The sequence below is a fragment of the Bacteroides sp. AM07-18 genome (genome assembly GCF_003602695.1).
GTDB classification, from domain to species: domain Bacteria; phylum Bacteroidota; class Bacteroidia; order Bacteroidales; family Bacteroidaceae; genus Bacteroides; species Bacteroides uniformis.
The window spans coordinates 428,383-452,841 of record NZ_QTLM01000001.1; the positions used below are offsets into that span (position 1 = coordinate 428,383).

Genomic DNA, 24,459 nt, shown 5'->3' on the forward strand with positions numbered 1-24,459 from the left:
TATGAAAGTAAAGGTTATATCTGTTTTCCGCGACAAATTCACCGGTAAGTATTACAGTCCGGGTGAAGTGATTGAAGTTGCTGAAGAATCCCGTGTGTTGGATATGGAGAGCCGTAAACTCGCTGAACGGGTTGAGGTGAAAGCTCCCGAAGTGAAAGCCCCTGAAGAAAAGAAGGAGGTGAAAATCTCCCTCTTTGAAAAGGAGTTTGAGAAGAAGGCTTTGATTGATGCTTTGAAGTCTATCGGTGCGCAAGCTTCCGGCAATATGAAAGAAGAAACTCTTTTGGCTAAGGTCTCAGAACTGGATGAAGAATCAACTGCCAAGCTGAAAGAAGCATTAGGTATCGAGTAAGGATAGGGTAGTGTTTCTACCCTTCCATTGTCTAATTTTATAAACCAGAAAAGAAATGAAGAATTTTATTTTTGCCATGTGTGGCTTTTTGATGATGTCTTTGGTCTCGTTGGACGTGCAGGCATCAAGTGTGGAATCTCCCAAGTGTGAGTATGTGAATCCATCTGTTGATGTTGGTCTGCCGGATATTCAGTTTATCACTTTGGAAACGGCTCCGGCTGATTGTGTTGTACTGACCATGACGCATCCCATGTTTTTGGTTGCAAATAACCCGGCTATGATGTGTTCGATAAAAGAGGGAATGGCTATTCAAGGGGTACGAATTAATGTTCCCAAATGTCCGTTCAGATACATCTATAAATCTAAACATTGTACGCATTATAGCTATACCGCATATAGTAAACTGATTACACCATATTGAATGATATCAGCCATGAGTAACAAGGAGTTTGTATTAAGCGTATTTGATAAGAACACCCCGTCTAATCTTGTAGTTGAAAATATACTTTCAAGAACGGGATTGGATGGTGAAGAACCTTTTGCCGAGGAAAATCGGGCAAAATTAGAGGTCGCTTGTGCAAAGCAAATTCCGTGGATGATACAAAATCCATCTTCGGTCAGCGAAAGCGGATTTTCTGTGTCTTGGTCTAATTATGTTGATAGCCTAATGAAATTGTACTCATGGCTGTGCAAACAGTATGGTTTGAAAGACGAACTGAGTAACAAACCTAAAGTGACTTTCTTATGATATTCGCTTCCCACATATTGCAGGTTAAGGTTATCACCCCGATGGATAAGGATGAGTTCGGAAGACCTATTCCCGGTACCGGTGGTGAAAGCTGGAAGGAGGTGTGCAAATGCCGTTGTGATGATGTAAGTGCGGAAAAGAAAGTATCTATCAATGGTGCTTTGTATGATTTCAAGTACAAGGTAGTCTTTGACAAGCCGTCAAAGGTTGAAGCAGGTGCAGAGGTTCGTTGTTTGAATGCCGATGGAAGCATAAGAGGTGAAGGAGTTGCTAAAAGCCCTTTGGAAACAAACTATTTTTCCTATAGAGTAATATGGTTGGAATAGATGCAGACTTTTCGGATGTTGACCAGTTCTTTGAGGACGGAACAAGCGAAGTCGTTGCTGGCATGAAAGAAGAGGGAGAGGCATTTGTTGAAGATGCAAAAGCTACCGGAAACTATCAAGACCACACAAAACATTTGAGAGAATCGAATGATTATGAGGTTAATGAAGATGGCTTAATTCTGAAAAACGAAGCTGATTATGCTTCATTCGTGGAATCCAAAGGATTTGAAGTTGCAGGAAGTGCAGCGATAAGGACAGAAAAAAGATTGAAAGATAGATTTGAACGATGATAGTAACCACCGACATAGGAAACATCCTCTACCGGGACTGCAAGATTTTCGGAATAGACATAGTACCAGCAGGAGAAACGCTGACGGGTGAATTGAAGTCCGAAAGGATTGTCATCCACACGAAGAAACAACAGCCGGGAACTTATTGGAAGAAATCTTTCGCAGAAGTGAATCTATGTGTACCCAATTTAAGCGAGAATGAAGCGAACACAATCCGGCTTAACGAACTTGAAAGAAAGGCTGGCAAGCTGTTTGATGATGTAGTAAGCACCTATGATGGTATGACATATCGTTACTCTATTGATTCTATCGGTACAGAAGCGGACACAGCTTTGAAGTGTCATTATGTGAATGTGAGAATTTTGTTTAATGTATTAAATGTAAAATGATATGATTACAGCAGTAGAAATTGACGAACTGTATTATGCAGAACCGATTAAAACGGTTACTACTCCAGCTGCCGGATTAACAGGCGCAGAAGTAGCCACCATCTTGAAAAACGCAGCAACGAAGCGGGTCAAGAATGTGCATGGTGACACGTATCAATACGAAGAAGCAGAGGCAAGTGTAACTCGTTACAAAAACGCTTTGACTGGTGAGTACTACCGGGAAACGTCTGAACCGGGTGAGGTGAAAATCAACTTCACCATTGGTGAGTATGATTATGCTACAAAGGCTGATTTACAAGGTGGTAAAGCCACAGAAAAGAATTGGGAAAGAGGCAAGTATAAGCCTATTCATAAATGTGTGATTGGTAAAACCAAAGACGGAGTTTATGTTGTGTTTCCGAAAGCGGCTATCAATGCCCGTGGCTCTAATACCGATAAGGCTGTCGGATTGGCTGTTTCGGCCGTTCCCCTTTCCACAGGTGTAGATGGATTGGCTTCCGAAAAGTGGTTTGACGAATCGGAAGTTGTAGTGCCGGAAGGTTGATAATTTTTCAGTAAAAGGATTGTTTTCAGATGGCGGTGGGTGGTTGCTCACCGCCTTTTTAATTTAATGTTATGAATAATCAAGCAGCAAAAACGGTTTCTGATGCCCTATTAGGGCTGGATTTTAAAAATGTAGGGATAGGTGGAATCGTTTATACCATCAAACCTCCTACAATTAAAATTATCTGTCGTGCCATTCATCATTTTTCCAATATCGCCCTGCGAGGAGATAATATCATGGAGGCTATTAAAGAGCTTCCTGAAGCTACTGAAGATATGCTGAAAGGTATTTCATGTTTCATCTGCGGGAATGATAGTTTGGTCAAAGAATTGGAGAACGGCACTTTTGAAGAAGTCAAAGATGCCTTGGAAGTCTGTTTCTCTATGATGGATATTTCGGCTTTTCAGTGTGTCAGCTCGATGAGGAACGTGTCGATGCTGGCAGCAAGACCGAAACAGTAGGAAACGCAACGTTCTTCGGGCAGATAGCCCATTTGATTGACACGCTTCATCTGAGTTATACAGAAGTGTTTGAGGTTATCCCTTATCGGAATTTGCTGATGATGCAACGGGATAAATTACACGCAGTATATGGTGGTCAAAAAGTGAATAGAATCAGTGGTAAGGAATTGGCTAATCGTAGGAAAAAGAAATAGATATGGCGAAATTATATTTTAAGGTAGGTAGTGACTGGGAAGAGGTTGTAAGGCTCCGTAATGAAATTGCGAAGTTAAAACAAGAGTTAATGAGCATGGATGGCACGCAGTCTCCTGCTGCTTTCAAGGCTTTAAATGTTCAACTTGCTGCATCTAATCAAAGGTTGGATGAGTTGGTAACTAATGCCGCTAAAGCTGGAGCAGAGATGGAAACGGGATTCAAAAAAGGTATATACGATGGCGAAAAAGCTGTCAATTCCTTATCCGAAGAGATCATTAAACAAAAAGACATCATACGTGAGACACAGAATGATGTTTCAATGCTTACAGAACAATATAAGAAATTAGGAAAGTACGACCCTAAAAGACAATCTTTATCAGATGAATTAAACCGTGCAAAGGCAGCATTAGGAGAACAAAAGTATGCTCTTGGTGAATTACAATCACAACAAGCTCTTGCAAGATTATCTACCAAAGCTCTAAAGGATGAATACGCTTTGTTCAAGGATGAAAGCAAGGCTGTTGTTACCGTTAATGAAGGTGTAGGAGTCTCATTCAAGAAGACACTTGCTGCTATTGGTGGAATCGCAATGTTGAAACAAGTTGCTTCAAATGTAGTATCAACAGCTGGAATGTTTCAAAAGTATGAATCTGTATTAACTAATGCTCTGAATGGTAGTTCCGAAAAAGCAAAAGCATATCTATCTGACATAAATAGCTTTGCCGCAAAAACAAACTTCCAACTTGATGAACTGACGGATGATTTTATAAAATTCGTCAATCGTGGTGTCACTCCTTCGATGGATGCCATGAAAAAAATGGGAGATTTTACCAATACAGTAGCAAAACCTTTCGACCAGCTAACAGAGGCGATACTTGATATAAATAATCCAGAGCGTTGGAAAGAGTTCGGTGTTCGTGTTCAAACAGAAGGGAATAAAGTTAAGCTTTCGTTCCGTGATATGACAGTTGAATGTGACCGAACAGTTGAATCTGTAATGAAAGCCGTTGAACAATTTGGCTCAATGAAAGGCGTTGAAGGTTCTACGGAAGCTATTGCAAAGACTATTGAGGGACAAATGTCTAATTTGGAAGATACGATAACAACGGCTTTGGCTGAAATAGGACTTGCTAATCAAGATTTGATTTCAGGAAGTATATCTGCTGTCGATACTATCGTTAAGAACTATGACATTATAGGTAAGAGTGTATTGGCTCTTATCGAAATTTATGGTGTTTATCGAGCTGGGTTACTGATAAATACTATTGTTGAACAAGGTTCTGTAAAGTCTATATGGGCGAAGATTACAGCAACTAAAGCTGCTACTGTTGCTCAAGTTGCATATAACAAGGTTCTCGCAATGAATCCCTATGTAGCAGTGGGAATGGCTGTTGTTTCACTCGGTGTTGCTGTATATACATTGGCAGAGCATACAACTTATGCTGAAAAGACGGCTCGTTCTGCTGCTGAGTCAATGGAGAAAATGAAAAATGCTTCTGAAAATCTGAAAAATAAGATAAATGAATTACTTAGCGTAATCAGAGATGAAACATCTACTCAATACCAAAAAGCCGATGCTTATTTAAAACTTCAGAGAATATTGCCGGAAGTTTTTAAAAATATGGATATTGAGAAGATTAAATTAATGGATCAGCTTTCTTTGTTAAAACAAATCAATAAAGCGGCTGATAGAAGAGAGATTGTTGGGGCTAAAACAGGCGTTGTATTGGCTCAAAAAGAAGTTGATAAAATTAATGCATTAATTGCTGCGGATTCTAAAAGAGGTACATATTCAGGACAATATGAGATTCAATTATCTGATGCTAAATCCAAACTTGAAGCCGCTAAAAAAGTGGTAGCTGACATTGAAAAGATACGAACAGAGGCTAATAAGCAAAAAGGAAAAGATGATAAAAAAGTTGTTATTAAAAATAAGGAGTTTTGGACTAACCGGAAGAAAGAAGCCGAAACCGCTTTAAACTCCATTGCATCTTCTCAAAAGAAATTGTTGGATGCAGGAAAATTCAAAGGCATAGATGACGCTGTTGTAAATAGTTACAAGGATAATGTCAGAAAGCTAAAAGAAGCCGAAAAAGAACTGAAAGTTTACGATTCGTTTTCCAAGCAAGGAAGCCAAGCTCAAAAAGAAGCAGCCAAACAACTCAAACAGCAAGAACAACTTGCCGAACAACTTCTTTCCATTCGTCGGAAAAACCAGCAGGATGAAATCAACCTCATGGAGGATGGTACTGAGAAGAAGCTGGCTCAGATTGACTTAGACTATCAGAAAGAACTCGATGCGATAGACAAGCAGCGCAAAGAGTGGGAAAAGGCCCAAAATGGAAAACTGACCGATGAGCAGGAATCTGATTTGTCCGCTTGGGAAGAAAACGCTTACAAGTCATACGGGAAAGGGGTTAAAGATGCCAGTAAAGAGAAGTTGGAATCCGAACGTAAAGCATGGCAGGAATACTTCATTGAGTACGGAAACTATCAGGAGAAGCGCAAGAACCTTGTACAGAAATACAATGACGAGATAGCCAAACTGCAAACCGACAGCCCGGAGTACGCTTCCAAGGTAGCCCAAAAGAACAAGGCTCTTGAACAGCTTGATGAACAGTTCGGTCACTCCACAAAGGCGATGGCAGACCTCTTTGAAGATGCCAGCAATAAGTCCGTTTCCGCTATTCAGTCCATCATTGATAAGTATGAAACACTTGTCAAGTACATGTCTGGTACAAAGGAAAGTGACGGAACGAATGTTACACTTGACGAATTGAAAGCGCTCGGATTCACTGATAAGGACATTGAAAAGATAGAAAAGGGTGAAATCTCCATAAAGGACGTAACAGATGCAATCAGAGGGCTAAAGGATGAGCTGAAAGGCAAATCACCGTGGCAGGCTTTCGTCTCTGACTTGGAGAAAGGGATAGAAGCCATAAAAAAGGGTGGCAACGATTCCAAGAAAATCGGTCAAGGAATCACCGATATAGGAAATACTGTGACGTCTTTTGCCCCTGCATTGAATGAGTTTGGCTCAAGTATCGCCGACATATTCGGATTTGACGACAGTAAGATAACAAGTGCCATTGATGCGCTTGGCGGCTTAGGACAAACGGCATCCGGGGTCGGGCAAATCATGTCGGGTGATATTGTCGGAGGCGCAATGAGTGCGGTTTCTGGAATTTCCTCTGTAGTGTCCGCATTGGACGGGATGTTCGGTGCCGATTATTCCCACTATAACGAGATGGTTGAGGAGTACACCAGGCTCAATGAGATATGGGATGAACTGATAGACAAGAAGCAGGAATACATCAGCATTTCCTACGGCATGGAGGCAGACAAGGTAGGAGAAGAGGCGCTTGGCCTTGTTGAAAAGCAAATTGAGGCATATCGCCTACTGGGAAAAGAACGTCTTAATTCCGGTGCATCCGCAGGTTCCCATTCCATTGGCAAGCGGATGGCAAAGAACACCTCGTCAAGCGACTGGCAGGACATTGCCGACGCACTCGACATGTCAGTCAATGCCGCCAAAGAGTTTGTCGGGACCGGAAGAATGACCGGACTGTTTGACCTCACTGTTGAGCAATTGGAGAAACTTAAATCCGAAGCTCCTGCCTTCTGGGCGAAGATGGACGGTGACGTGCAAGAATATTTGAACGGCATTATAGATGGAGAGGAAAGGATTGAGGATATTCAGAACCAGATTAGTGAACAACTGACACAGACAACGTTCGATAGCGTTTTCGACAGTTTTGTGGATACCCTCATGGATATGGGCAGTTCCGCGAAAGACTTTTCTGACAGTTTCAGCGGATATATGCAGCGTGCCGTGCTTACCACAATGGTAGGCAACAAATTTACCGAGGACCTTCAAACGTGGTACGATGCCTTTGCCCAGGCCAATAAAGACCAAGGAGGCATTACGAAGGAGGAGATGGAGGCTCTTCGGAAGCAGTATGACGCAATTGCCGGTTCCGCACTTGCCGAACGTGACAAGCTTGCGGAAATTTTCGGATGGACCAAAGAGGATACCGACAGTAGCACGGATAACTATGAGGATTTCATCGGTAGTATGCAGAGTTCTCTTACTTCCCTTGATGTGACGGCCAAGGATGTTTCTGATAATATCTATGATTACTTCCGTCAGGCAATGATTAACGCTCTGTATGAAAAGGAGTACAAGAGCAAGATGGAAGAGTTGTACAAGACCTTTGAAGGGCTTTCCAAAGACGGATTGTCCGAGAGTGACATGGTACAACTCGGCTCTCGGATTGACCAATACATTGAGCAGATGATGAAGGGCGTAGAGGACGTTAATAGTTTGTTTGCTGACAAGCTGAAGAACGCCGAAGACTTGCAGTCGTTTGTTGATAGCGTCAAGTCTGCCATGTCCTCCGTCGAAGCCACTGCCGAGGATGTGACAGATAACATCTTTGAGTACATCCGTCAGCAGATGGTTGATAAGATGTTCACCGATAGCTTCCAACCGCAGATAGAGGAGTTATACAAGAAGGTTCAGGAAGCCATGTCTGACGGTGACATAACCGGCACTGAAAAGGATGCGTTAAGAAACGAAGCGGAGAAGTTGGCTAACGACATTACGGCCGCTAAGGATATTCTGAGTGATACTCTTGGCATTACTGAGAGCAACCTAAAGAAAGAACTTGAGGAGGAATTCAAATCATTCTCCGATGGAATATTAAGTTCCTTGTATGATACGGAAGTTACTGCTGAGACTGTTGCCAAGAATATCTCCGATTCCATGCGGAAAGAGCTTATTGAGGCAATGTACCTTGAACAGTACGAACCGCGTATCAAGGCCATCTGGGAAAAATGGAAGGAATACTCAGAGGATGGACTTGTAACCGATGAAGAGCGTACAAACATCAAGAATGACATTGACGGGTTGAGCAAGGAGGTCGCCGATGCTGCCGGGGAAATCAGTGACGCGTGGAAAGACTCTGGAGAGGAGGTAAGGAAAGCGTTCAACTCTTTCTCCGACAGTATCAAGAGTGTGCTCTATGACGCAGAAGCTACCGCCGAGGACATAGCCGACAATATCTATCAATATATGCGCAATGCCTTGGTGGATTCCATGTTTACTGCCCAGCTCCAGCCTCAGATTCAGGCCTGGTATGACAAATATACCGAATTTATGAAAGACGGTGCCATTGATACGGCCGAGCGCAAGACTCTGGACGAGATGATAGCCGAAATTCAGAAAGCCGGTGTCGACATTGTGGATGCGGCTAACAAGCTTTTCCCCACTCTTGATACGGGAGCCATCAACCGTGCGGAAGAAGCCGCCCAGGAAGCGGAGAACGCCCGTAATGAAGCTGAGCAGGAATGGGAGTCGTTCTCTGATGGTATTCTGAATTCCTTGTACGATATAGAGGCCACAGCGGAGGATATTTCCGATGACATGAGCGAATACATGCGCAAGGCTTTGATTAAGGCCATGTATGTGGAGAACTTCAAACCGCAGATGCAGAAGTGGTACAATGAGTGGAAAAAGGCCATGGGAGATGACGACCTGACTTCCGAAGAAAAGCAGCTCCTCGACTCCATGAAACAGACGATGGTTGACGACATGAAGAAAGAAGTTGATGCCATCAACCAGTTCTTTGGAACCATGTTTTTACAGCAGGCGAGTAGCAAGGGTTTTGAAGCCATGTCACAAGATACCGGCGAAGAACTTAACGGACGTTTTACAGCTTTGCAGGTTGCCGGGGAAGAAATAAAGAACCAGTCCATTCAACAGACCGGTTTACTTTCATCCATCAATGGCAAACTTTCATTGCTCAATCTTAGAAGTGGGGATGTCCCAGCTTTGTTATCTGGAACTCCTAATTTCGCAGATAGAGCCAAAGAGACAATAGCGAGCGGCTATCAGTCGCAGGTACATATTGTTTTCCCGACAGAGGACATAAAGGCATTGACCGATAAAGTCTCCAATATGGAAAGAATCGTAGATGAAATGAGAACATTCCAAGTAGAAGGTAACATGGACCGTAGAGATATACTTGAAAACTCTGTTATTCTTGCCAAGAATAGTCCGCGAATACTCGATAATACAAATGATATCAAGCAGGATATAAAGAATCTATAATAGTTATGGCAGAATTAATAATAAACGGAAGAGAAGCCCTAAAAGAGTGGGGTGTTAGAATGGGAGATAACTTTCTTGATGTACTGGGAGCACCGGTACCTCTGAAAGAGTTTATAGAGAATAAATCACGCTTGGAACATGGGAAACAAGTTCTTATGGATAACCCCAAGCTTGATGAGCGTGAGTTAACTCTTGTTTTTACAGTAGAAGGTGATTCTCCTGCCGATTATCAGGCAAAGAAAACAGCTTTTTATGAAGAACTTTACAAAGGTAAAATTGATATTCAGATTCCTGAGAACAGTAGTGATATTTATCATTTGCTATATTTAGGAAAGAGCGTTTCTTATGCCCAAAGCTTAGACCGGACATTTGGGAAAATATCAGCCAAATTCTGTGAGTATAATCCATCTAACCGTGTTGTAGGCTAGAAATTTACGACATTAAATTCATTGTCGTGTATGGAAGCTCTAATTTTTAGGGCTTCTTTTTTTTATGTCCGACCTTTGTTTACATGATAGATATTAAGGACATACAAGGCAATACCCGCTTTTCAACTGGTATCAATCCCGGTGCAAAAGGCAAGTTCTCTTTAATGAAAGAGGACTATGTCGTACTACCTTTTAATACTCTGTCCCCAGTCGATTTCCAAGTAGGTGATTACGTTGACCTGCGTGGGGTACTCGATGCCTCCATGGGCGGTAAATTGGCAAAAATCTATCAGATTGTAGATATTCCCTATCCGACCTACAAGAACGGAGGCTACTCCTATGAACTTCGTTTTGACGCTTACTATTTCAAGTGGAAAACAAAGATATTCAAGTACACCCCGGAGTACGGAGGACTGGAAGCGTCCTGGTCCCTTACCGCTTCACTGGATGTCCAGATGGGTGTATTCCTTCGCAATTTGAAAGCTCTTGGTTATAAATATGAGGGAAAAGACTTCGTGTTTTCCATTGACGATAGTGTCGAGAACTCCTCCAAATTGATGACCTATGACAATACCAACCTCATTGATGCTATGTTCAGCATGGCTGATAACTGGGGTTGTGATTGTTGGGTAACGGACCATGTAATCAACTTCGGACGCTGTGAGTTCTCCGATGCTGTTAAGATAGAACTGGATAAGGAAGCCAAGGACATGAGCCGGAGTGATAGCAAGGGTACTTATGCTACAAGAATCTATGCGTTCGGTTCAACAAGAAACATCCCTACCAACTATCGCCCGGTAGACCAGACCGCTGTTGTCAACGGTATCGTCCAGAAGCGCCTTATGCTTCCGGCAGGCACTCCATACGTGGATGCCCACGAGGGCTTGACCGATTTGGAAGCTGTCGAAGCCGTTGTTGTATTTGATGACATCTGCCCCAAAAGAGTAGGTGAAATCACCGGTGTAAGCTTTTATGAGAGCGAGGTAGATAATGAAGATGGTACAAAGACAAAAGCTACCTTCTACCGGTTCAAGGATTCAGGCATCAACTTCTCGAAGGAATACATCCTTGAAGGACAGGAACTCAAAATCAGGTTCGAATCCGGCAAGCTCAACGGCATGGAGTTCGGCGTAGCTTTTAATCCTCTTGGTTTGACCGAAAAGAACGACGACGGCACATGGAATCCTGATGCCCAACTTTGGGAGATTGTACAGAATGAAGACTACGGCCGTTCCTTGCCGGATGAAGTGTTGTTCCCTTCAAAAGGTGACAAGTATGTACTGTCTGGTTGGAATGCCGAGAAGATAACCGAACTTGGGCTGGTGGCTGCTGCCGAAGAGGAACTGCTTGCCACTGCAAAGAAGTACGTGGCAAAGACCTGCATCGACGACGGCACCTATACGGCTACGCTCAACTCCATCTGGGTACACAAAGACCAAATAAATCACAGCTTTGACATAGGACAGCGCATCAACCTTGTCAATCCTGCCTACTTCAAGGACGGGCGCTTGTCCCGTGTCATCGGCTTTGAAATCAACCTCGACAAGCCTTACGATTCCCCGCAGTATACGATTGGCGAAAGCACCGCCTATTCCCGCATTTCCGATATTGAAACGCAAGTCGAAGAGTTGACTTTTAAGGGACAGACCTTCACCGGTTCGGGAGGAAGCAACATCTATGTCATCAAGACCAACGACGCTACGGCCGCAAGCAACTTCAATGTGTTCTCAGCCTTGCGTACCCTGAGAATGTTCCTCCGCAAGGACGCAAGCGACGTAGCGGAAGAAATCATAAACTTTTTGAAGGGATTGCTGATAGGCAAGAACGGCAGCGGTATCACGGTACGCAAGGACGGCACCTCGCAGGCTGTCGTTGACCGTCTATATGTGAAGATAAAGGCCGTCTTTGATGAATTGCAAGTCAAGAGAGCTACCCATGTAGGCGGTGAACAAATAATCACCCATGCCGGTATGAAGTGCATCCGCGTGGAGGAACTGGAAGACGTCTACCGCTGCAGTTTTCTTGCCGAGCAGGACGGTGAGGCGATAGCCAACGAGTTCAGTGTAGGCTCGCTGGCGCAGGCAAAGGAGTGCAACATCGTCGAAGGAACCACTCTTAATGCCTCCAATCGCTACTATTGGCGTGAGGTTGTGGCCGTGGGACGTGACTACATCGATTTGTCCAAGACCATCTGCGATGAGGACAGCGATGTTCCCCAAGCGGGCGATGACATTATAGGATTGGGCCACCGTACAGATGTAGACCTTCAAAGCGCAATCGTGCTATCGTCTACCAACGAGACATCCCCGTCTATAACTTTCTACACCGGCATTGACGACTTCAACCTAACGGGGAAAGATGTAATCTCCTTCGGTGTTGACAAATCCACCGGGCATGCCTACATGAAAGTGTACGGTACTTCCTATATCGGCGCCCGTGATGAGAGCACTTACATCAAGTACACACCGGAAGGTGGCGTAGAAATCAAAGGGCGATTCCTTACGATGGCCGGTGAGGACATCCTGACAATGTTCACTGTCATTGAAGGACTTATCAAGTCTGAAATCTCATCCGTGCGTGATGAAATCAATGCCCTGAACAATTACCTTAACAATGCGTCTTTTGCCGCTGACATGCAGTACTGGACCGGTAGCAGCAACATACGCATCTTCCGAGTTGACGGTCGGCTGCTGTACTTCAACAGTAACTTCTATGCGAACAAGGAATCTTTCGCCGATATAGTAAGCGAACGCGCAAAGAATGTGCTACGCCTTAAGAACAGCTATATCGAGCAGGTCAACTCAGACTTTTACCGCCATCCGGATTTTGAGACCTTCGACGAACTCAAGCGCCCCCGGCAGTTCACTATCTCTTTCAAGTATCTGGTGAAGCGCCCCGGCACTCTTGCCTTCCATTTCAAGAACGAGAACAAAGAAGGTTTTGAGGAATACACCCCGATTTCCTTTTCTAAGGACCTATATCCCAGTACTGAATTCAAACAGATGGAGATAACCGGTAAGTGGAACGGAACCGGTGATTTCCACATGTCTTTTACCGGTGACATGTACTTGTATGCACTTACGCTAACCGATGATGCTCTTGCTGACTTGCGCGAGGAATTCAATATGCGTTTTGAACTTACAGACAAGAAGATTCAGGCGAACCTTGACGAAATCAGAAGCACGGCAGGCAAGCTTGAAGAGTATCACAGTGAATTCCTGCTTACCGCGCGCAACCTTGAAGCGAAGTTCACGGAGGACCTGACGAATACTGAGAGTCGTATAACGCAAGAATACACCTCTGCTATCGACATCTCCGCCCGTGGTCTGAAATCTGAATTCACGTCCGGTCTTGTAGGCCTTGAGACTGGAATCACCGAAGCATATAAGTCTGCTATTGACATATCGGCCCGCGGTCTTCGTGCAGACTTCAGTGCGTCCGTCTCTGACCTGGACGGCAAGCTGTTCGCCCATGCAGGCAGCTTTCATGTGACTGCCGAGAAGATAGAAAGTATGGTGACCGCCACAAACAGCCTGAAGGGTACCGTGGAACAGCACACCTCAGCCATTAGCCAGACGGCCAGCCGTATAGACCAGTTCGTGCAGAAGATAACCTTCGATTCCAAAGGTAACATTACCAATATCGACAAAGCCGGTTTAGTGACGGAAAGCAATATCGCCACCATGTTTGCGGAAAAGGTCGACCCCAACGGTGATATCGTCAGGCGTGCTCAAATCAGCGCGTTCATCACCGAAGGCGAAGCGGGCAGGCTGATATCCAATGCTACAATCGAGGCTGACCGGATAAACTTTACGGGAAAGACCATCATCAACGGCAGTTTCGTGGTCGATACAAACGGGCGTGTGACGATGAACGACATCACGGCAAACAACCTGACTCTAAAGGGCAGCATAACGGGCACGGATGCTACGCTGAACGGCATCACAGCTAATAATCTGACATTAAAAGGCAATATCTCAGGTATTGACGCCATCCTGAACGACATTACTGCTAATAACCTTACGTTGAAGGGCAACATTACCGGGGCGGGGGCTACACTGAATGATATCACCGCGAACAACCTTACCCTGAAAGGTACCATATCCGGTGCCAATGCCACGCTTAACGATATCACAGCCAATAATCTTACGTTGAAAGGAAATATTTCCGGTGCCAACGCCATATTGAACGGCATCACCGTAAACGGAAAGATAAACGCCTCCAGCGGCCGGATAGGTGACTATCTGTATCTGCATGGTAACGGTATATCCACCAACTCGAGAGCGTTCGTGACCGACCTTACAGATAGCACTACGCAATTCGAACTCAGCAAGAGCTACTATCTGCATGCGATAGCGTCGGACGGAGGAGCCAATAGCATCCTGATAAGGCCCTACCAGACTATGGAAGCGGGCACAGTCAAAGGGGTGGTAACCATCTCTGCAACCATTCCGGGGCGCAATAGGGCCATACACGTATCTTCCGGCGAGAGCTATTTCGGTGGTGATGTGATAGTGGGGAAGATGTATGCTCCGTCCTCCGGGACTCTGGAAATTGCCGGGCCGCTGAAGACGCAAGGTGTATACCGGAATACTGACGTGATACTCTCTTCGGTTACAAGGTACAGCATTAAGGCGACCGACCACACACTGCTTTTTTACGGCAACTGTACTATATCCCTTCCGTCCTCTTCTGACGGGCATGAGATATGGATAATGCCGAACGGGAATACCATCAGTTTTCCTTCCGGTACGTTCGCGAACTCTTCCAGGACGAATATCAACGGGCGTGAATGGCATGTGATAAAACGGGTTTTGGGGAATTGGTATCTGTCATGGATGAGTATATAGAATAATTAAAATAGAAAGTATGAAAATCAACTTTAAGAAAATCGAGGCCCAGACCTCATTCGAAGGCGCCAAGCAGACCTTCGACGTAGCCGAAACGGTCGGCAATGAAATGATGTACAACGGAAGTATCCTTCTGGATATAGGCTTTGAAGACCTGGCACGGGAAATCTACTACTCGAAAGATGCGGTGGAAATCCCGGAACAGTATTGCAAGGCTCTTGAACTTGTGGTGAAGAACTCGCGGCTCATAGCTGCCGTGAAACGTGCGGTAATTAACCAACTGAACGTCATCCAGCCATCTTAAATCAATTCTGAAAATTATGGTATTGGAATCAAATCAGTTCAACCAGCTTGTAGAGGAGGTGAAGAAAGCCCTTCTTGTCGGCTCCCAAGGTGTGGGCGATGTGGAGATTGTCGATTCGCTGGCCGATATCGTGAGCCTGCCCGCCCTCCGTCTTGCCGGTATGGAAGAATCGGTGGTCGAGGCACCGCTTGAGTTGCTGTCTGCCCCTGCTGAGGAAGCTGCTGAGGAAGTGCGCAAAGCCGAAGCGGAGCGTGTCATAGTGGAGAACGCACGCAAGGAAGCTGAGAAATCCCGTGAAACGGCTGAGACAAAGCGTGCTTCATCTGAAAGTACCCGCGCATCTGCTGAAACTACGCGTATCAATGCCGAAAAGGAACGTGTGACAGCCGAAGGTCTCAGGAAAACGGCAGAGACAGAGCGAGGCAAAGCTGAAGCGGTCCGACAGACGTCTGAGACCGGACGGGCAACTGCCGAAACCGGCCGTGTTACTGCCGAAGGTAAACGTGTCAGCGCCGAGGAGGAACGTAAAAATGCTGAGACAGTGCGGGCCAACGCAGAGTCAACCCGACAGACAGCCGAAACGGGTCGTGTCAATGCTGAAACCAGTCGTGCTACAGCAGAAGGTAAGCGCGTTACTGCTGAGAATGCCCGAAGCACTGCTGAGGATACACGTAATAGTGCGGAAACTAACCGCCAAACAGCCGAAACCGGACGCGTAAATGCTGAAAGTACCCGTGTCACTGAATTTGCTGCCCTCAAGCAGGAATCGGAGACGGCTACTGCGAATGCTACTGATACGGCAGAACATCCTACCTACATCGGTGCAGACCACTATGTATACCAATGGGATAAGAGCGCTAAAGAATACGTTAAGACGGATATCTATGTGAAAGGCAAGCCGGGAGATACATTCACCCTTCTTGGACGTTACGATACGCTTGATGCCTTAAAGACTGCTGTACCTGACGGGGCAAACATCACTGGTTTCTATTCCGTTGGAACTGCATTGCCTTATACATATTATGCCTGGTATAACGGTGATTGGCAAAGTCAAGGACAATTGCAAGGTCCAAAGGGCGATAAAGGCGAGAAGGGGGATACGGGAGCGCAAGGTCCTCAAGGCGTACAAGGTCCACAGGGCATGAAAGGTGATACCGGTGCCACAGGACCGCAAGGAGTAAAAGGTGATACTGGTGCTACCGGTCCTGCTGGTGCAAAAGGCGCCACTGGTGCACAAGGAATACAAGGTCCAAAGGGCGATAAAGGAGACAAAGGTGATACGGGTGCAAAAGGCGCTACCGGTGCTACTGGTGCCACGGGTGCAGCAGGTGCAAGTGCCAGTATTACCGGTGCTACTGCTACGGTTGACGCCAACATCGGTACGCCCTCCGTGACCGTTTCTCTCGGTGGTACCGCATTGGCCAGAACCTTTTCCTTTGCTTTCAAGAACCTGAAGGGTGCTACCGGAGCAAAAGGCGCTACGGGTGCTACCGGAGCTACTGGACCTAAAGGGGCGACTGGTGCGCAAGGACCACAAGGGCCGCAAGGTGTCGGTGACCCGACAGTCACCGGTGCGAATACGGTCACGACACTGGCCTCCCTGCCAATTTCCAAGAGAAGTATCACTGCAAGTTTGGGTTCTGCCACGAACATCAGCCTTGCTTCCGGAATGTCAGTGGGCAATGACTTGTATATCCGCTGCGTCGCATCGGCGGCATTCACACAGCCGATACCCAATACCGGCGCGTTCACTTCGATGTCCGGTACTTCAATCAGTGTTTCCGCTGGAGATATCTTTGAGATTAGTATCTGGTGCTATGCCGCTGGCGCCTATTCAATATCCGTAAAAACAAGGGACTAAGGTTTATGAGTGTATTAAAAAGACGAAGCAATAATATAAAGGACGGTCAGTATGTGATTGCATTCTCCGACAGTAGAGCCTTAATAGATATTTCCAAGGATTGTGGAATGACATGGACCAGAAGACAACCTTCCGACCTTCCTAATGTAAACGAATACTTTTTCAGCAACGATAGAACGAGGATTGCCATGTCCGGAGACGGCAGGCATATCTATTGCTCGTGCTATATGGCAAATGTGGGATTATTGCGTTCTACGGATTTTCTGGAGACGGCAGAACCTTTCAAGCCTGATAATTGCTATTCCGTATACTCGATAGCCTGCAACGGCAGGGGGAATCTGGTCGCTGTTGTGTGTCAGAATAGCAATAACAAATATGATTTGATGCTTTCCGGGGATTATGGGAAGACATGGCGGGTCTCCAATGGATTAAAAGACAATACCGTGCCTCTCATGGGGGTGGAAATGTCCCATTCCGGCAGATACGTAGTGGCATATGCGTCAAATTCTCCCTATTATACTACCCATGAGCTGTTTATATCTTCCGATTATGGAGAAACTTTCAGCAGTGAAATATTCAGGGGGCCTATCACAAAGATTGCCATTTCCGGTGACGGCAAATACATGTTGTGTTGCTGCAACAGGGAGAGTTCATCAAAGTTATACTATGCCTATTATTCCGGGGATTATGGGAAGACGTGGACTAAAATTACCGATTCGAGTTTCTCTGCCCGTACATTGGCCATATCCTATGACGGGAAATATATGGTTATAGAGGGAGGGTACTCTTATTCCGGTGCACGTATATCCGCCGATTACGGAAAAACCTGGGCATTGAAGCATTCCGTTATTGGCAATAGCTTTGCTTTGGGGCTTTCGTCTGACGGAAAGTATGCGATAGCACAGGAAAGTTCTTCTCCGTATCGTATGTTCAAATCTTCGGATTATCTGGGCTCATTTACTGAAATAAATACGGCACCGCTTACATCAGGTATTAGAACGAATTACCGATTTATCATAATGAATAAAAATAGGCTTTAACAATAATGCAATATATACATATTTATTCAGAGGAGAAAGTTGTCCGTCTTGATTTTGAACTGGACGAAAACTATGAAGTGGGTACAACCTATGAGGATTACCTGGATGGAGCCTGGGTACCGTTGAATGCGGAACAGGAAGCATTTTACGAAGCCCATCCGGCAGCGTCTGCAAAGGAAATTCTCGAATGTGAATTAACCCCTCCCTATGAACCGACTTTGGAGGGTGTGAAGAGCGCGAAGGTCAATGAAATTGCTGTTTACGACGGGTCCGATGCCGTGAATTCCTTTACGCTTGGCGGCAAGCGGATGTGGCTTGACAAGGATACGCGGGTAGGACTGGTAAACTCAATTACTATCGAGCAGGCTGTGGGTAAGGAGACAACCGTGCTGTGGTATGATGCCGTGAAGTATGTAATCCCCATTCCTCTTGCCTTGCAGATGCTGGCCGCACTGGAACTGTATGCCCTGGAATGCTATAATGCCACGCAGGAACATCTGGCCGCGGTTATGGGACTTGCTACGAAAGAGGAGGTCGGAGCGTATGATTACACTTCCGGTTATCCTGAAAAATTAGTGTTCAACCTTTAAATTGATAGCTTATGATTTACTTATGTTTTATGTCGCTGTTTTTGCTCACTATGTACATAATGTATGCGGTGAGAGTGTGCGGAGTGCCCTGGTCGCTCTCTGACACCTATTATCAACTGAAGAAACGGAACCGCCCGGCGTGGCTGTTTCAGGCGGCGATGGCCGTTCCTGCCATGCTGCTTATGCCGGTGTGGATTGAATGCTCATCGGAGAACCTGCAATGTTTGGCATTTCTTGCTTGCGGTGGGCTGATGTTCGTCGGGACAGCCCCGCTGTTCAAGGAGGAATTTCAGAGCAAAGTACATTATGCAGGGACAGTAATAGCCGGATTAGCTACAATTCTTTGGGTTTGTCTCTCCGGTATGTGGTACTTGCCTGCGGTTGCTTTCCCGATAGCCGTTGTTATCATGTTGAGATACCGGAAATGGCTGTTCTGGGCGGAGATGGCAGCGTTTGCTTGTGCTTATGTGGGGGTGCTTATAATTTGTATCGATTGTTAAACCGGGAGAAATGGAAATGAATGATTGGATTATGTTGGTGACCGCACTCGGTGGCATCGAGGGCATCAAGCAGCTTGTTAAGTGGTGGATGTCGCGCAAGACCAATGCGCGTATTGAGGACGCGCATGCTGATGTCGAGGAGTTCAAGGCATTACGGGAGTACAACGAGTTCCTGCAGAAGCAGCTTTCGGAGAAGGAACAGCGATTTGTGGAGCAGACAGACCGGCTCCGTAAGGTGCAGGATGAGTTGTTTACACTGAAGGAGGCTAATTCTGACCTGAAACTGGAACTGGCACTGAAACGGTGTGAGAGGAAGAAATGCGGTGACAGAGAACCGCAAAACGGCTACTGATTCGCGGAAAGGAAGGTGTTTCACAACGGCTCCCTTTCCCTTAATACTACACAACTTAAAGTTTAAACAAAGGCGTTTGCAAATATATTGTATTTTTATGTAAAACCAAAAATCAAGGAGGAAAATAAGAATGGCGAATGTGTATAAATTAGCGCCTTGGATTCTCAAATGGGAAGGCGGTTTCGTGAATGACCCGGCAGACCTTGGAGGTGCAACGAATATGGGTGTGACTATCGGCACGTGGAAGTCATGCGGCTATGACAAGGACGGTGACGGTGATATAGACGTGGATGACCTGCGTCTGCTTACCCGTGAGGATGTCGTTAACCGGGTGCTCAAGCCGCATTATTGGGATAGATGGAAGGCAGATTTGATAACGAGCCAGTCCGTAGCAAATATCCTTGTCGATTGGGTGTGGGCATCGGGTGCACACGGAATAAAGATACCTCAACGCTTGCTTGGTGTTACTGTGGATGGAATAGTAGGTCCTAAGACACTCGCTGCGGTGAATGCCAGGAACCCGCGTGAGTTGTTCGACATGATTAAGATTGCACGGTTCGATTTCATCGAGGATATATGCCGCTCTCGTCCGGCGAACAATAAATTCAAACGGGGGTGGATGAATCGGATTAACGATTTAAGGTTTGAGGAATGAAAAAGTTACTGTGGATATTGGTTGTATTGCTTGCTTGTGTGGCGGCTTGGTTTCGTCCGCACGAGCCTTTGTCGGCAGAAATACGTACCGAGACGAAGATAAAGACGGTTGTCAAGGTAGATACGATGCTTATCTCTGCACCGATGGCTGTGTTCTGGCGTTTCGTGCCAGATGATACGACACGGATAGGTGATACCTTGCTTCATCGTAAGCAAGTGGTATATAGAGACAGCTCGTATCGGGCTGTGGTAAGTGGATATGTAGACCCTCGGCTGGATAGTTTACAGGTATTTCCTAAGACTGTGTATCAGACGGTGACGAATGATATTTACCATCCGGTGGTTGTCAAGTCGAAGAAGAAGCGTTGGGGATTAGGGTTGCAGGCTGGATATGGTTATCCGGGTGGTTTTTATGTTGGCGGTGGTATAAGTTATGATTTATTTCAGTGGTAATATTATGTGAATCTCTTTATTTGAAAATTTTGTTTTATATCTTAAACTTAGTTATATTTGCACTATATAATTAGTGCTATGGCTAAAGAAATAAATACAGCTATCTTAAAATTAAGGAAAAGGTCAGAGAAATATTCTACGGAACAATTGGTAAATACTTTTGTTGATGTCGGCTCTTTGTTTACTCAATTAATGAATAATGACCATCAAATTTTATATGGCCGACGCGGGACAGGTAAGACGCATGTTCTTAAATATTTATGCTCGAAAATAGAAAATGAAGGTAGTTATCCTATTTATATTGATTTACGTTTAGTAGGTTCTACAGGCGGTTTATATTCAGATAGAACTATTCCTGTCTCGGAAAGAGCGACAAGACTGCTTATTGATGTGTTCTCAGTTATTCATGATCAGATATTTGAATTCATTGCTGAAGACAATAGAGAAGATGTACATATGGGAACTATGGGACCTTTATTGGAGGAATTAGCAACTTCTATCTCAGAAATAAAAATAAGCGGTGAAATTACTAAAGAAAATTTGGTTGAATCAAATATTAAAAACTCTAACAATGTCGCACTAACTTTGGGAACAGCTCCAAATATTGGTTTTACAAAAGATTGTTGTATTGGGGAAAAAATAGGAGAAAAAACAGTAAATACTGGCTTCGAAAATCATAGAGTACACTTTCCTTCTATTAGGGTCATTATGTCTAAAATACTTAACTTGATAGCTCCTCATGAGTTTTGGATTGTATTAGACGAATGGGCTGAAATACCTGTTGAATTACAACCTTTTTTAGGTGATTTATTGAGGCGTTGTTTATTTCCTATTTATGGTGTAACAGTAAAAATAGGAGCGATAGAACATCGTTCTAATTTTAAAATCCAAAAGAGTATTTCGGAATATATTGGTATCGAAACAGGTGCTGATATGACAAGTCTTAATTTGGATGAATTTATGGTATTCGATAATAATGATTATTTATCAATAGACTTTTTTAAAAATTTATTGTTTAAGCATATAAATTCATTATTGCCAGAAGAGCAGAAAGTAAAGTTTGCGGATGAATTAATTAGTAATACTTTTACGCAAATTCCTGCCTTTGAAGAATTAGTGAGAGCTTCGGAGGGAGTACCTAGAGACGCAATAAATATTTTAGTTCAAGCTGCTACAAAGGCTGCTTCTAGTAATATATCTATTAAAAATATAAGAGACGCCTCTCGTATATGGTATAATCGTGATAAAGAAAAGTCTGTAACTTCAAGTATGGAAGCTATAAAACTTTTGCGATGGATTATAGATGAGGTGATTGGTAAAAGGAATGCTCGCGCTTTCTTATTAAGGACAGATATTGAAAATAATCTTATTGATTATTTGTACGATGCTAGAGTGATACACGTTATAAAACAGAGTGTCTCAAGTCAGGATACTCCAGGGATACGATATAATGTTTATAGTATAGATTATGGATGTTATGTGGACTTAATAAATACATCACGAGCCCCTCAAGGATTATTTTCTGCAGAATTAGGGGAGGAAGGGGAACAATTTGTTACGGTACCTCATAATGATTATCGAGCAATAAGACGAGCTGTTTTAGATTTAGATTGTTTTTATGCTCAAGTATAATTCCTTTTTTCTAAATTTTAAATTAATACGCATTTCGCCCCGGTTTCCATCGGGGCTTTTTTATTTACTTTTTATAGGATAATTCCTCTTAACTTTGTATTTTTGTGAAGTGACTTTGATTCTATAATACTATGGATGAATTGCAAAACTATAAAACCGTGTTTGTTGTAGGTAACGGGTTTGACTTAAATCTTGGTCTGAAAACTTCTTATAAGGATTTTATGAAAAGCCATTGGTTTTCTGATATAAAGAATAACTTTTTGGTGGACTATCTTCGAGAGAGGCAATCTCTAAATTTATGGATTGATATTGAAAATGAGTTAAGTGAGTATTCGCAAAGAACTTTTCTTTCAAGAATATCTATAGAAGGTGAACCTAAAAAGAGTGACACATTGCGTGATGAATACAATGAACTGTGTTCTCATTTAAAGTCATATTTGATAGAGGTGACTAAGGAAGGGTGCTATTCTTCAGCTATAGGCACTTATGTGTTAGACCATGCTTTTAAATCATCTCCAGTCTATATTCTTACATTTAATTATACCTATACAATTGAAAATATATTAAGTGATATTTCATATAATAAATCAGAATATTTAATCAATCATGTTCATGGTACATTGAGGAATGGCATTGTATTTGGAGTAGAAGATAATGCCGAAATAGATAAAAGGCATGTATTTCTGTATAAATCTCATAATCCTTATCAAAAAGTCAAGGGGTTACCTTACATCTTGGATAATGCAGAGAAAATAGTCTTTTTTGGATATTCTTTGGGGCAAACAGATCATTCTTATTTTGATGATTTTTTTAGACGACAATCTCAATTTGGATGTAAAGAAAAAGAGCTTATATTTTATCATTATGGTCAGGATTCTTACGATGATATAAAGTGGCAGATTAAAGTTTTAACAAATAATCAGCAAGCAAAATTGGGAGAATATAATAATATTAGTTTTATAAATATAAAAAAAGAGAAGTAATTCAAATTTAATTGTTATTTGGTTATTATGAATAGGAATGGTTTGTTGAAGGAGTAGTTGAATAAAGCATGATTCTTTAATATTATGGCAGAACTCAAATATACGTATGCTCTTGATAAGAATGAAAATTGCATTGGTATTGAAAATGCTCAGAAAGGAATAGAATATCGATGTCCTCATTGCAAAGGAGAAATGGTTGTAAAAGAAGGTTCTATTAAAGTAAAGCATTATGCTCATAAGATAAGACCGCAAAACTGTAGCTATGAAACTTATCTTCATGCTCTTGCCAAGAAAAGAATTGAAGAGTGGTTTAATTCAGATGGTGCATTAAATATCTCTTTTAGAACAAAAGATAGATGCTCTAATTTTGAACATTGTCTATGGAATCATGATGACTATACTTCTTATTATTGTGAGAAAGAATCGAGCCGATCTTTTAACTTAAAGAATTATTACAATGTAATTACTCGAGAAAAAACATATAAAGGTTTCCGGGCTGATTTATTTCTTTCTGATTCTGAAAATAGACATGAGCCTATTTTTATTGAGATTTTAGTTTCACATCAATGTGAGAAGGAGAAGATAGAATCTGGGATGCGTATTATTGAAGTTGCTCTAAGCTCTGAATATGAATTAGACGATATTATAAGAAATGGAATGATTTCAGAAGATGAGACAACAATGTTTTATAATTTTAGGCGTAAAGATGGGATTACTAGAACATGTGGGATGCAACTCAATAAATTCGTATTATTAGAATCAATGAAAGGTTTATATAAGCGTATTAGTTGTAATGAATATACCCATCGATATTCATCTGCTATATTTGAGATTACATTCGATTATTATACTAATCGTACTATAGATCCTTTGACTTTTGGTTGGGTAATTGCCTATAAAAATTATGAAAATGTGAGAAATTGTTTCTTATGTAAATATTATAAAACGAATTATTATACGAGCGAGAGGATATGTTGTTTGTATAAGAAAAAAGGTATTGAAAGGCATTGCAAATCCAGTGAGGCTTTAAGATGTAATGAGTTCAGTATTGATAAAAATATTATAAATGAAAACTGTGATTATTTGTCATATATTACATATAATATCTGGAAAAAAGGTATGGGGAATGAGGGAATAGATTATATAAAAGGAAAGGTAGCCCAATAAGTTGCCTTTTCCTTTGTTCATATTTCAGTAACAATTCATACCTTGTGTATGACATGTCGGGGCTTTTTCGTTTGCGTGCCCTTTCTTTTATAAAAATTCCCTCAAGTCACGTAGGGAATTTCAGAAAAGCAGTTGTCTTTATAGTAGAATCCGGTATATAGTGTTAGTATAGTCCTTCTTTCAGCCATTGCAGTTTCTTTATACTGGATTTACAGAATGTTCCAACAT

At 43.2% G+C, this 24,459-nt stretch carries 22 protein-coding genes; all 22 read left to right on the forward strand.

What is annotated here, in order from left to right; all coding sequences use genetic code 11:
- The first annotated feature begins 1 nt into the window (after position 1).
- The 22 genes from DW096_RS02030 (at position 2) to DW096_RS02140 (ending at position 24,231) form a co-directional block, all read left to right on the forward strand.
- Positions 2-352, forward strand: coding sequence for a hypothetical protein (locus DW096_RS02030; RefSeq protein ID WP_118930764.1), 351 nt, complete (start codon positions 2-4; stop codon positions 350-352).
- A 55-nt stretch (positions 353-407) separates the two neighbouring features.
- Positions 408-773 carry a hypothetical protein gene (locus tag DW096_RS02035; RefSeq protein WP_117880664.1) on the forward strand — a complete coding sequence of 122 codons (366 nt, stop codon included), beginning with the start codon at positions 408-410 and terminating at the stop codon, positions 771-773.
- A 12-nt stretch (positions 774-785) separates the two neighbouring features.
- Positions 786-1,100 carry a DUF6706 family protein gene (locus DW096_RS02040; RefSeq protein WP_227212649.1) on the forward strand — a complete coding sequence of 105 codons (315 nt, stop codon included), beginning with the start codon at positions 786-788 and terminating at the stop codon, positions 1,098-1,100.
- A complete protein-coding gene (locus DW096_RS02045; protein ID WP_117880660.1) occupies positions 1,097-1,426 on the forward strand; it encodes a hypothetical protein in 330 nt (109 codons plus the stop codon). Before DW096_RS02040 ends, DW096_RS02045 begins: the two co-directional genes overlap by 4 nt.
- Positions 1,414-1,716 carry a hypothetical protein gene (locus tag DW096_RS02050; protein ID WP_005837061.1) on the forward strand — a complete coding sequence of 101 codons (303 nt, stop codon included), beginning with the start codon at positions 1,414-1,416 and terminating at the stop codon, positions 1,714-1,716. Before DW096_RS02045 ends, DW096_RS02050 begins: the two co-directional genes overlap by 13 nt.
- Positions 1,713-2,105 (forward strand): hypothetical protein, encoded by a 393-nt coding sequence (locus DW096_RS02055; protein ID WP_005837063.1) that lies wholly within the window; start codon positions 1,713-1,715, stop codon positions 2,103-2,105. The genes DW096_RS02050 and DW096_RS02055 overlap by 4 nt, the downstream gene beginning before the upstream one ends.
- 1 nt (position 2,106) lies before the next feature.
- Entirely contained in the window at positions 2,107-2,649 is a 543-nt protein-coding gene (locus DW096_RS02060) for a hypothetical protein (RefSeq protein ID WP_005837065.1), read from the forward strand.
- Between the two features lie 71 nt (positions 2,650-2,720).
- Positions 2,721-3,110, forward strand: a complete 390-nt coding sequence (locus DW096_RS02065; protein WP_044468604.1) for a hypothetical protein — start codon at positions 2,721-2,723, stop codon at positions 3,108-3,110.
- Between the two features lie 196 nt (positions 3,111-3,306).
- A complete protein-coding gene (locus DW096_RS02075) occupies positions 3,307-9,417 on the forward strand; it encodes a hypothetical protein (RefSeq protein WP_118930763.1) in 6,111 nt (2,036 codons plus the stop codon).
- A gap of 5 nt (positions 9,418-9,422) precedes the next feature.
- The gene (locus DW096_RS02080) at positions 9,423-9,845 is read left to right on the forward strand and encodes a hypothetical protein (RefSeq protein ID WP_005837071.1); all 423 of its coding nucleotides are present in this window, start codon (positions 9,423-9,425) and stop codon (positions 9,843-9,845) included.
- An 83-nt stretch (positions 9,846-9,928) separates the two neighbouring features.
- Complete coding sequence (locus DW096_RS02085; protein ID WP_118930762.1) at positions 9,929-14,695, forward strand: hypothetical protein; 4,767 nt, start codon at positions 9,929-9,931, stop codon at positions 14,693-14,695.
- 19 nt (positions 14,696-14,714) lie between these two features.
- The gene (locus tag DW096_RS02090; RefSeq protein ID WP_008664647.1) at positions 14,715-14,999 is read left to right on the forward strand and encodes a hypothetical protein; all 285 of its coding nucleotides are present in this window, start codon (positions 14,715-14,717) and stop codon (positions 14,997-14,999) included.
- A 16-nt stretch (positions 15,000-15,015) separates the two neighbouring features.
- Positions 15,016-16,860: a hypothetical protein gene (locus tag DW096_RS02095; protein WP_118930761.1), complete on the forward strand. Its 1,845-nt coding sequence runs from the start codon at positions 15,016-15,018 to the stop codon at positions 16,858-16,860.
- Between the two features lie 5 nt (positions 16,861-16,865).
- A complete protein-coding gene (locus tag DW096_RS02100) occupies positions 16,866-17,900 on the forward strand; it encodes a sialidase family protein (RefSeq protein WP_057281084.1) in 1,035 nt (344 codons plus the stop codon).
- A 5-nt stretch (positions 17,901-17,905) separates the two neighbouring features.
- Positions 17,906-18,490 carry a DUF4376 domain-containing protein gene (locus DW096_RS02105; protein WP_057281083.1) on the forward strand — a complete coding sequence of 195 codons (585 nt, stop codon included), beginning with the start codon at positions 17,906-17,908 and terminating at the stop codon, positions 18,488-18,490.
- Positions 18,491-18,501: 11 nt separating this feature from the next.
- The gene (locus DW096_RS02110) at positions 18,502-18,990 is read left to right on the forward strand and encodes a hypothetical protein (protein WP_117881345.1); all 489 of its coding nucleotides are present in this window, start codon (positions 18,502-18,504) and stop codon (positions 18,988-18,990) included.
- A gap of 10 nt (positions 18,991-19,000) precedes the next feature.
- Positions 19,001-19,342, forward strand: coding sequence for a hypothetical protein (locus DW096_RS02115; RefSeq protein ID WP_118930760.1), 342 nt, complete (start codon positions 19,001-19,003; stop codon positions 19,340-19,342).
- A gap of 130 nt (positions 19,343-19,472) precedes the next feature.
- A complete protein-coding gene (locus DW096_RS02120) occupies positions 19,473-19,997 on the forward strand; it encodes a glycoside hydrolase family 108 protein (RefSeq protein WP_118930759.1) in 525 nt (174 codons plus the stop codon).
- Positions 19,994-20,449 carry a DUF6808 domain-containing protein gene (locus DW096_RS02125; RefSeq protein WP_118930758.1) on the forward strand — a complete coding sequence of 152 codons (456 nt, stop codon included), beginning with the start codon at positions 19,994-19,996 and terminating at the stop codon, positions 20,447-20,449. Before DW096_RS02120 ends, DW096_RS02125 begins: the two co-directional genes overlap by 4 nt.
- A 78-nt stretch (positions 20,450-20,527) precedes the next feature.
- On the forward strand, positions 20,528-22,081 hold the full coding sequence (locus tag DW096_RS02130; protein WP_118930850.1) for a hypothetical protein: 1,554 nt from the start codon (positions 20,528-20,530) through the stop codon (positions 22,079-22,081).
- Between the two features lie 131 nt (positions 22,082-22,212).
- A complete protein-coding gene (locus tag DW096_RS02135; RefSeq protein WP_118132165.1) occupies positions 22,213-23,064 on the forward strand; it encodes an AbiH family protein in 852 nt (283 codons plus the stop codon).
- An 84-nt stretch (positions 23,065-23,148) separates the two neighbouring features.
- On the forward strand, positions 23,149-24,231 hold the full coding sequence (locus DW096_RS02140; protein WP_118930757.1) for a competence protein CoiA family protein: 1,083 nt from the start codon (positions 23,149-23,151) through the stop codon (positions 24,229-24,231).
- Positions 24,232-24,459: the final 228 nt, after the last annotated feature.

Bases quoted from the DNA above. Each gene is read 5' to 3' on its own strand.
- DW096_RS02030 (WP_118930764.1), top strand. From the start codon at position 2: ATGAAAGTAAAGGTTATATCTGTTTTCCGCGACAAATTCACCGGTAAG.
- DW096_RS02035 (WP_117880664.1), top strand. From the start codon at position 408: ATGAAGAATTTTATTTTTGCCATGTGTGGCTTTTTGATGATGTCTTTG.
- DW096_RS02040 (WP_227212649.1), top strand. From the start codon at position 786: ATGAGTAACAAGGAGTTTGTATTAAGCGTATTTGATAAGAACACCCCG.
- DW096_RS02045 (WP_117880660.1), top strand. From the start codon at position 1,097: ATGATATTCGCTTCCCACATATTGCAGGTTAAGGTTATCACCCCGATG.
- DW096_RS02050 (WP_005837061.1), top strand. From the start codon at position 1,414: ATGGTTGGAATAGATGCAGACTTTTCGGATGTTGACCAGTTCTTTGAG.
- DW096_RS02055 (WP_005837063.1), top strand. From the start codon at position 1,713: ATGATAGTAACCACCGACATAGGAAACATCCTCTACCGGGACTGCAAG.
- DW096_RS02060 (WP_005837065.1), top strand. From the start codon at position 2,107: ATGATTACAGCAGTAGAAATTGACGAACTGTATTATGCAGAACCGATT.
- DW096_RS02065 (WP_044468604.1), top strand. From the start codon at position 2,721: ATGAATAATCAAGCAGCAAAAACGGTTTCTGATGCCCTATTAGGGCTG.
- DW096_RS02075 (WP_118930763.1), top strand. From the start codon at position 3,307: ATGGCGAAATTATATTTTAAGGTAGGTAGTGACTGGGAAGAGGTTGTA.
- DW096_RS02080 (WP_005837071.1), top strand. From the start codon at position 9,423: ATGGCAGAATTAATAATAAACGGAAGAGAAGCCCTAAAAGAGTGGGGT.
- DW096_RS02085 (WP_118930762.1), top strand. From the start codon at position 9,929: ATGATAGATATTAAGGACATACAAGGCAATACCCGCTTTTCAACTGGT.
- DW096_RS02090 (WP_008664647.1), top strand. From the start codon at position 14,715: ATGAAAATCAACTTTAAGAAAATCGAGGCCCAGACCTCATTCGAAGGC.
- DW096_RS02095 (WP_118930761.1), top strand. From the start codon at position 15,016: ATGGTATTGGAATCAAATCAGTTCAACCAGCTTGTAGAGGAGGTGAAG.
- DW096_RS02100 (WP_057281084.1), top strand. From the start codon at position 16,866: ATGAGTGTATTAAAAAGACGAAGCAATAATATAAAGGACGGTCAGTAT.
- DW096_RS02105 (WP_057281083.1), top strand. From the start codon at position 17,906: ATGCAATATATACATATTTATTCAGAGGAGAAAGTTGTCCGTCTTGAT.
- DW096_RS02110 (WP_117881345.1), top strand. From the start codon at position 18,502: ATGATTTACTTATGTTTTATGTCGCTGTTTTTGCTCACTATGTACATA.
- DW096_RS02115 (WP_118930760.1), top strand. From the start codon at position 19,001: ATGGAAATGAATGATTGGATTATGTTGGTGACCGCACTCGGTGGCATC.
- DW096_RS02120 (WP_118930759.1), top strand. From the start codon at position 19,473: ATGGCGAATGTGTATAAATTAGCGCCTTGGATTCTCAAATGGGAAGGC.
- DW096_RS02125 (WP_118930758.1), top strand. From the start codon at position 19,994: ATGAAAAAGTTACTGTGGATATTGGTTGTATTGCTTGCTTGTGTGGCG.
- DW096_RS02130 (WP_118930850.1), top strand. From the start codon at position 20,528: ATGGCTAAAGAAATAAATACAGCTATCTTAAAATTAAGGAAAAGGTCA.
- DW096_RS02135 (WP_118132165.1), top strand. From the start codon at position 22,213: ATGGATGAATTGCAAAACTATAAAACCGTGTTTGTTGTAGGTAACGGG.
- DW096_RS02140 (WP_118930757.1), top strand. From the start codon at position 23,149: ATGGCAGAACTCAAATATACGTATGCTCTTGATAAGAATGAAAATTGC.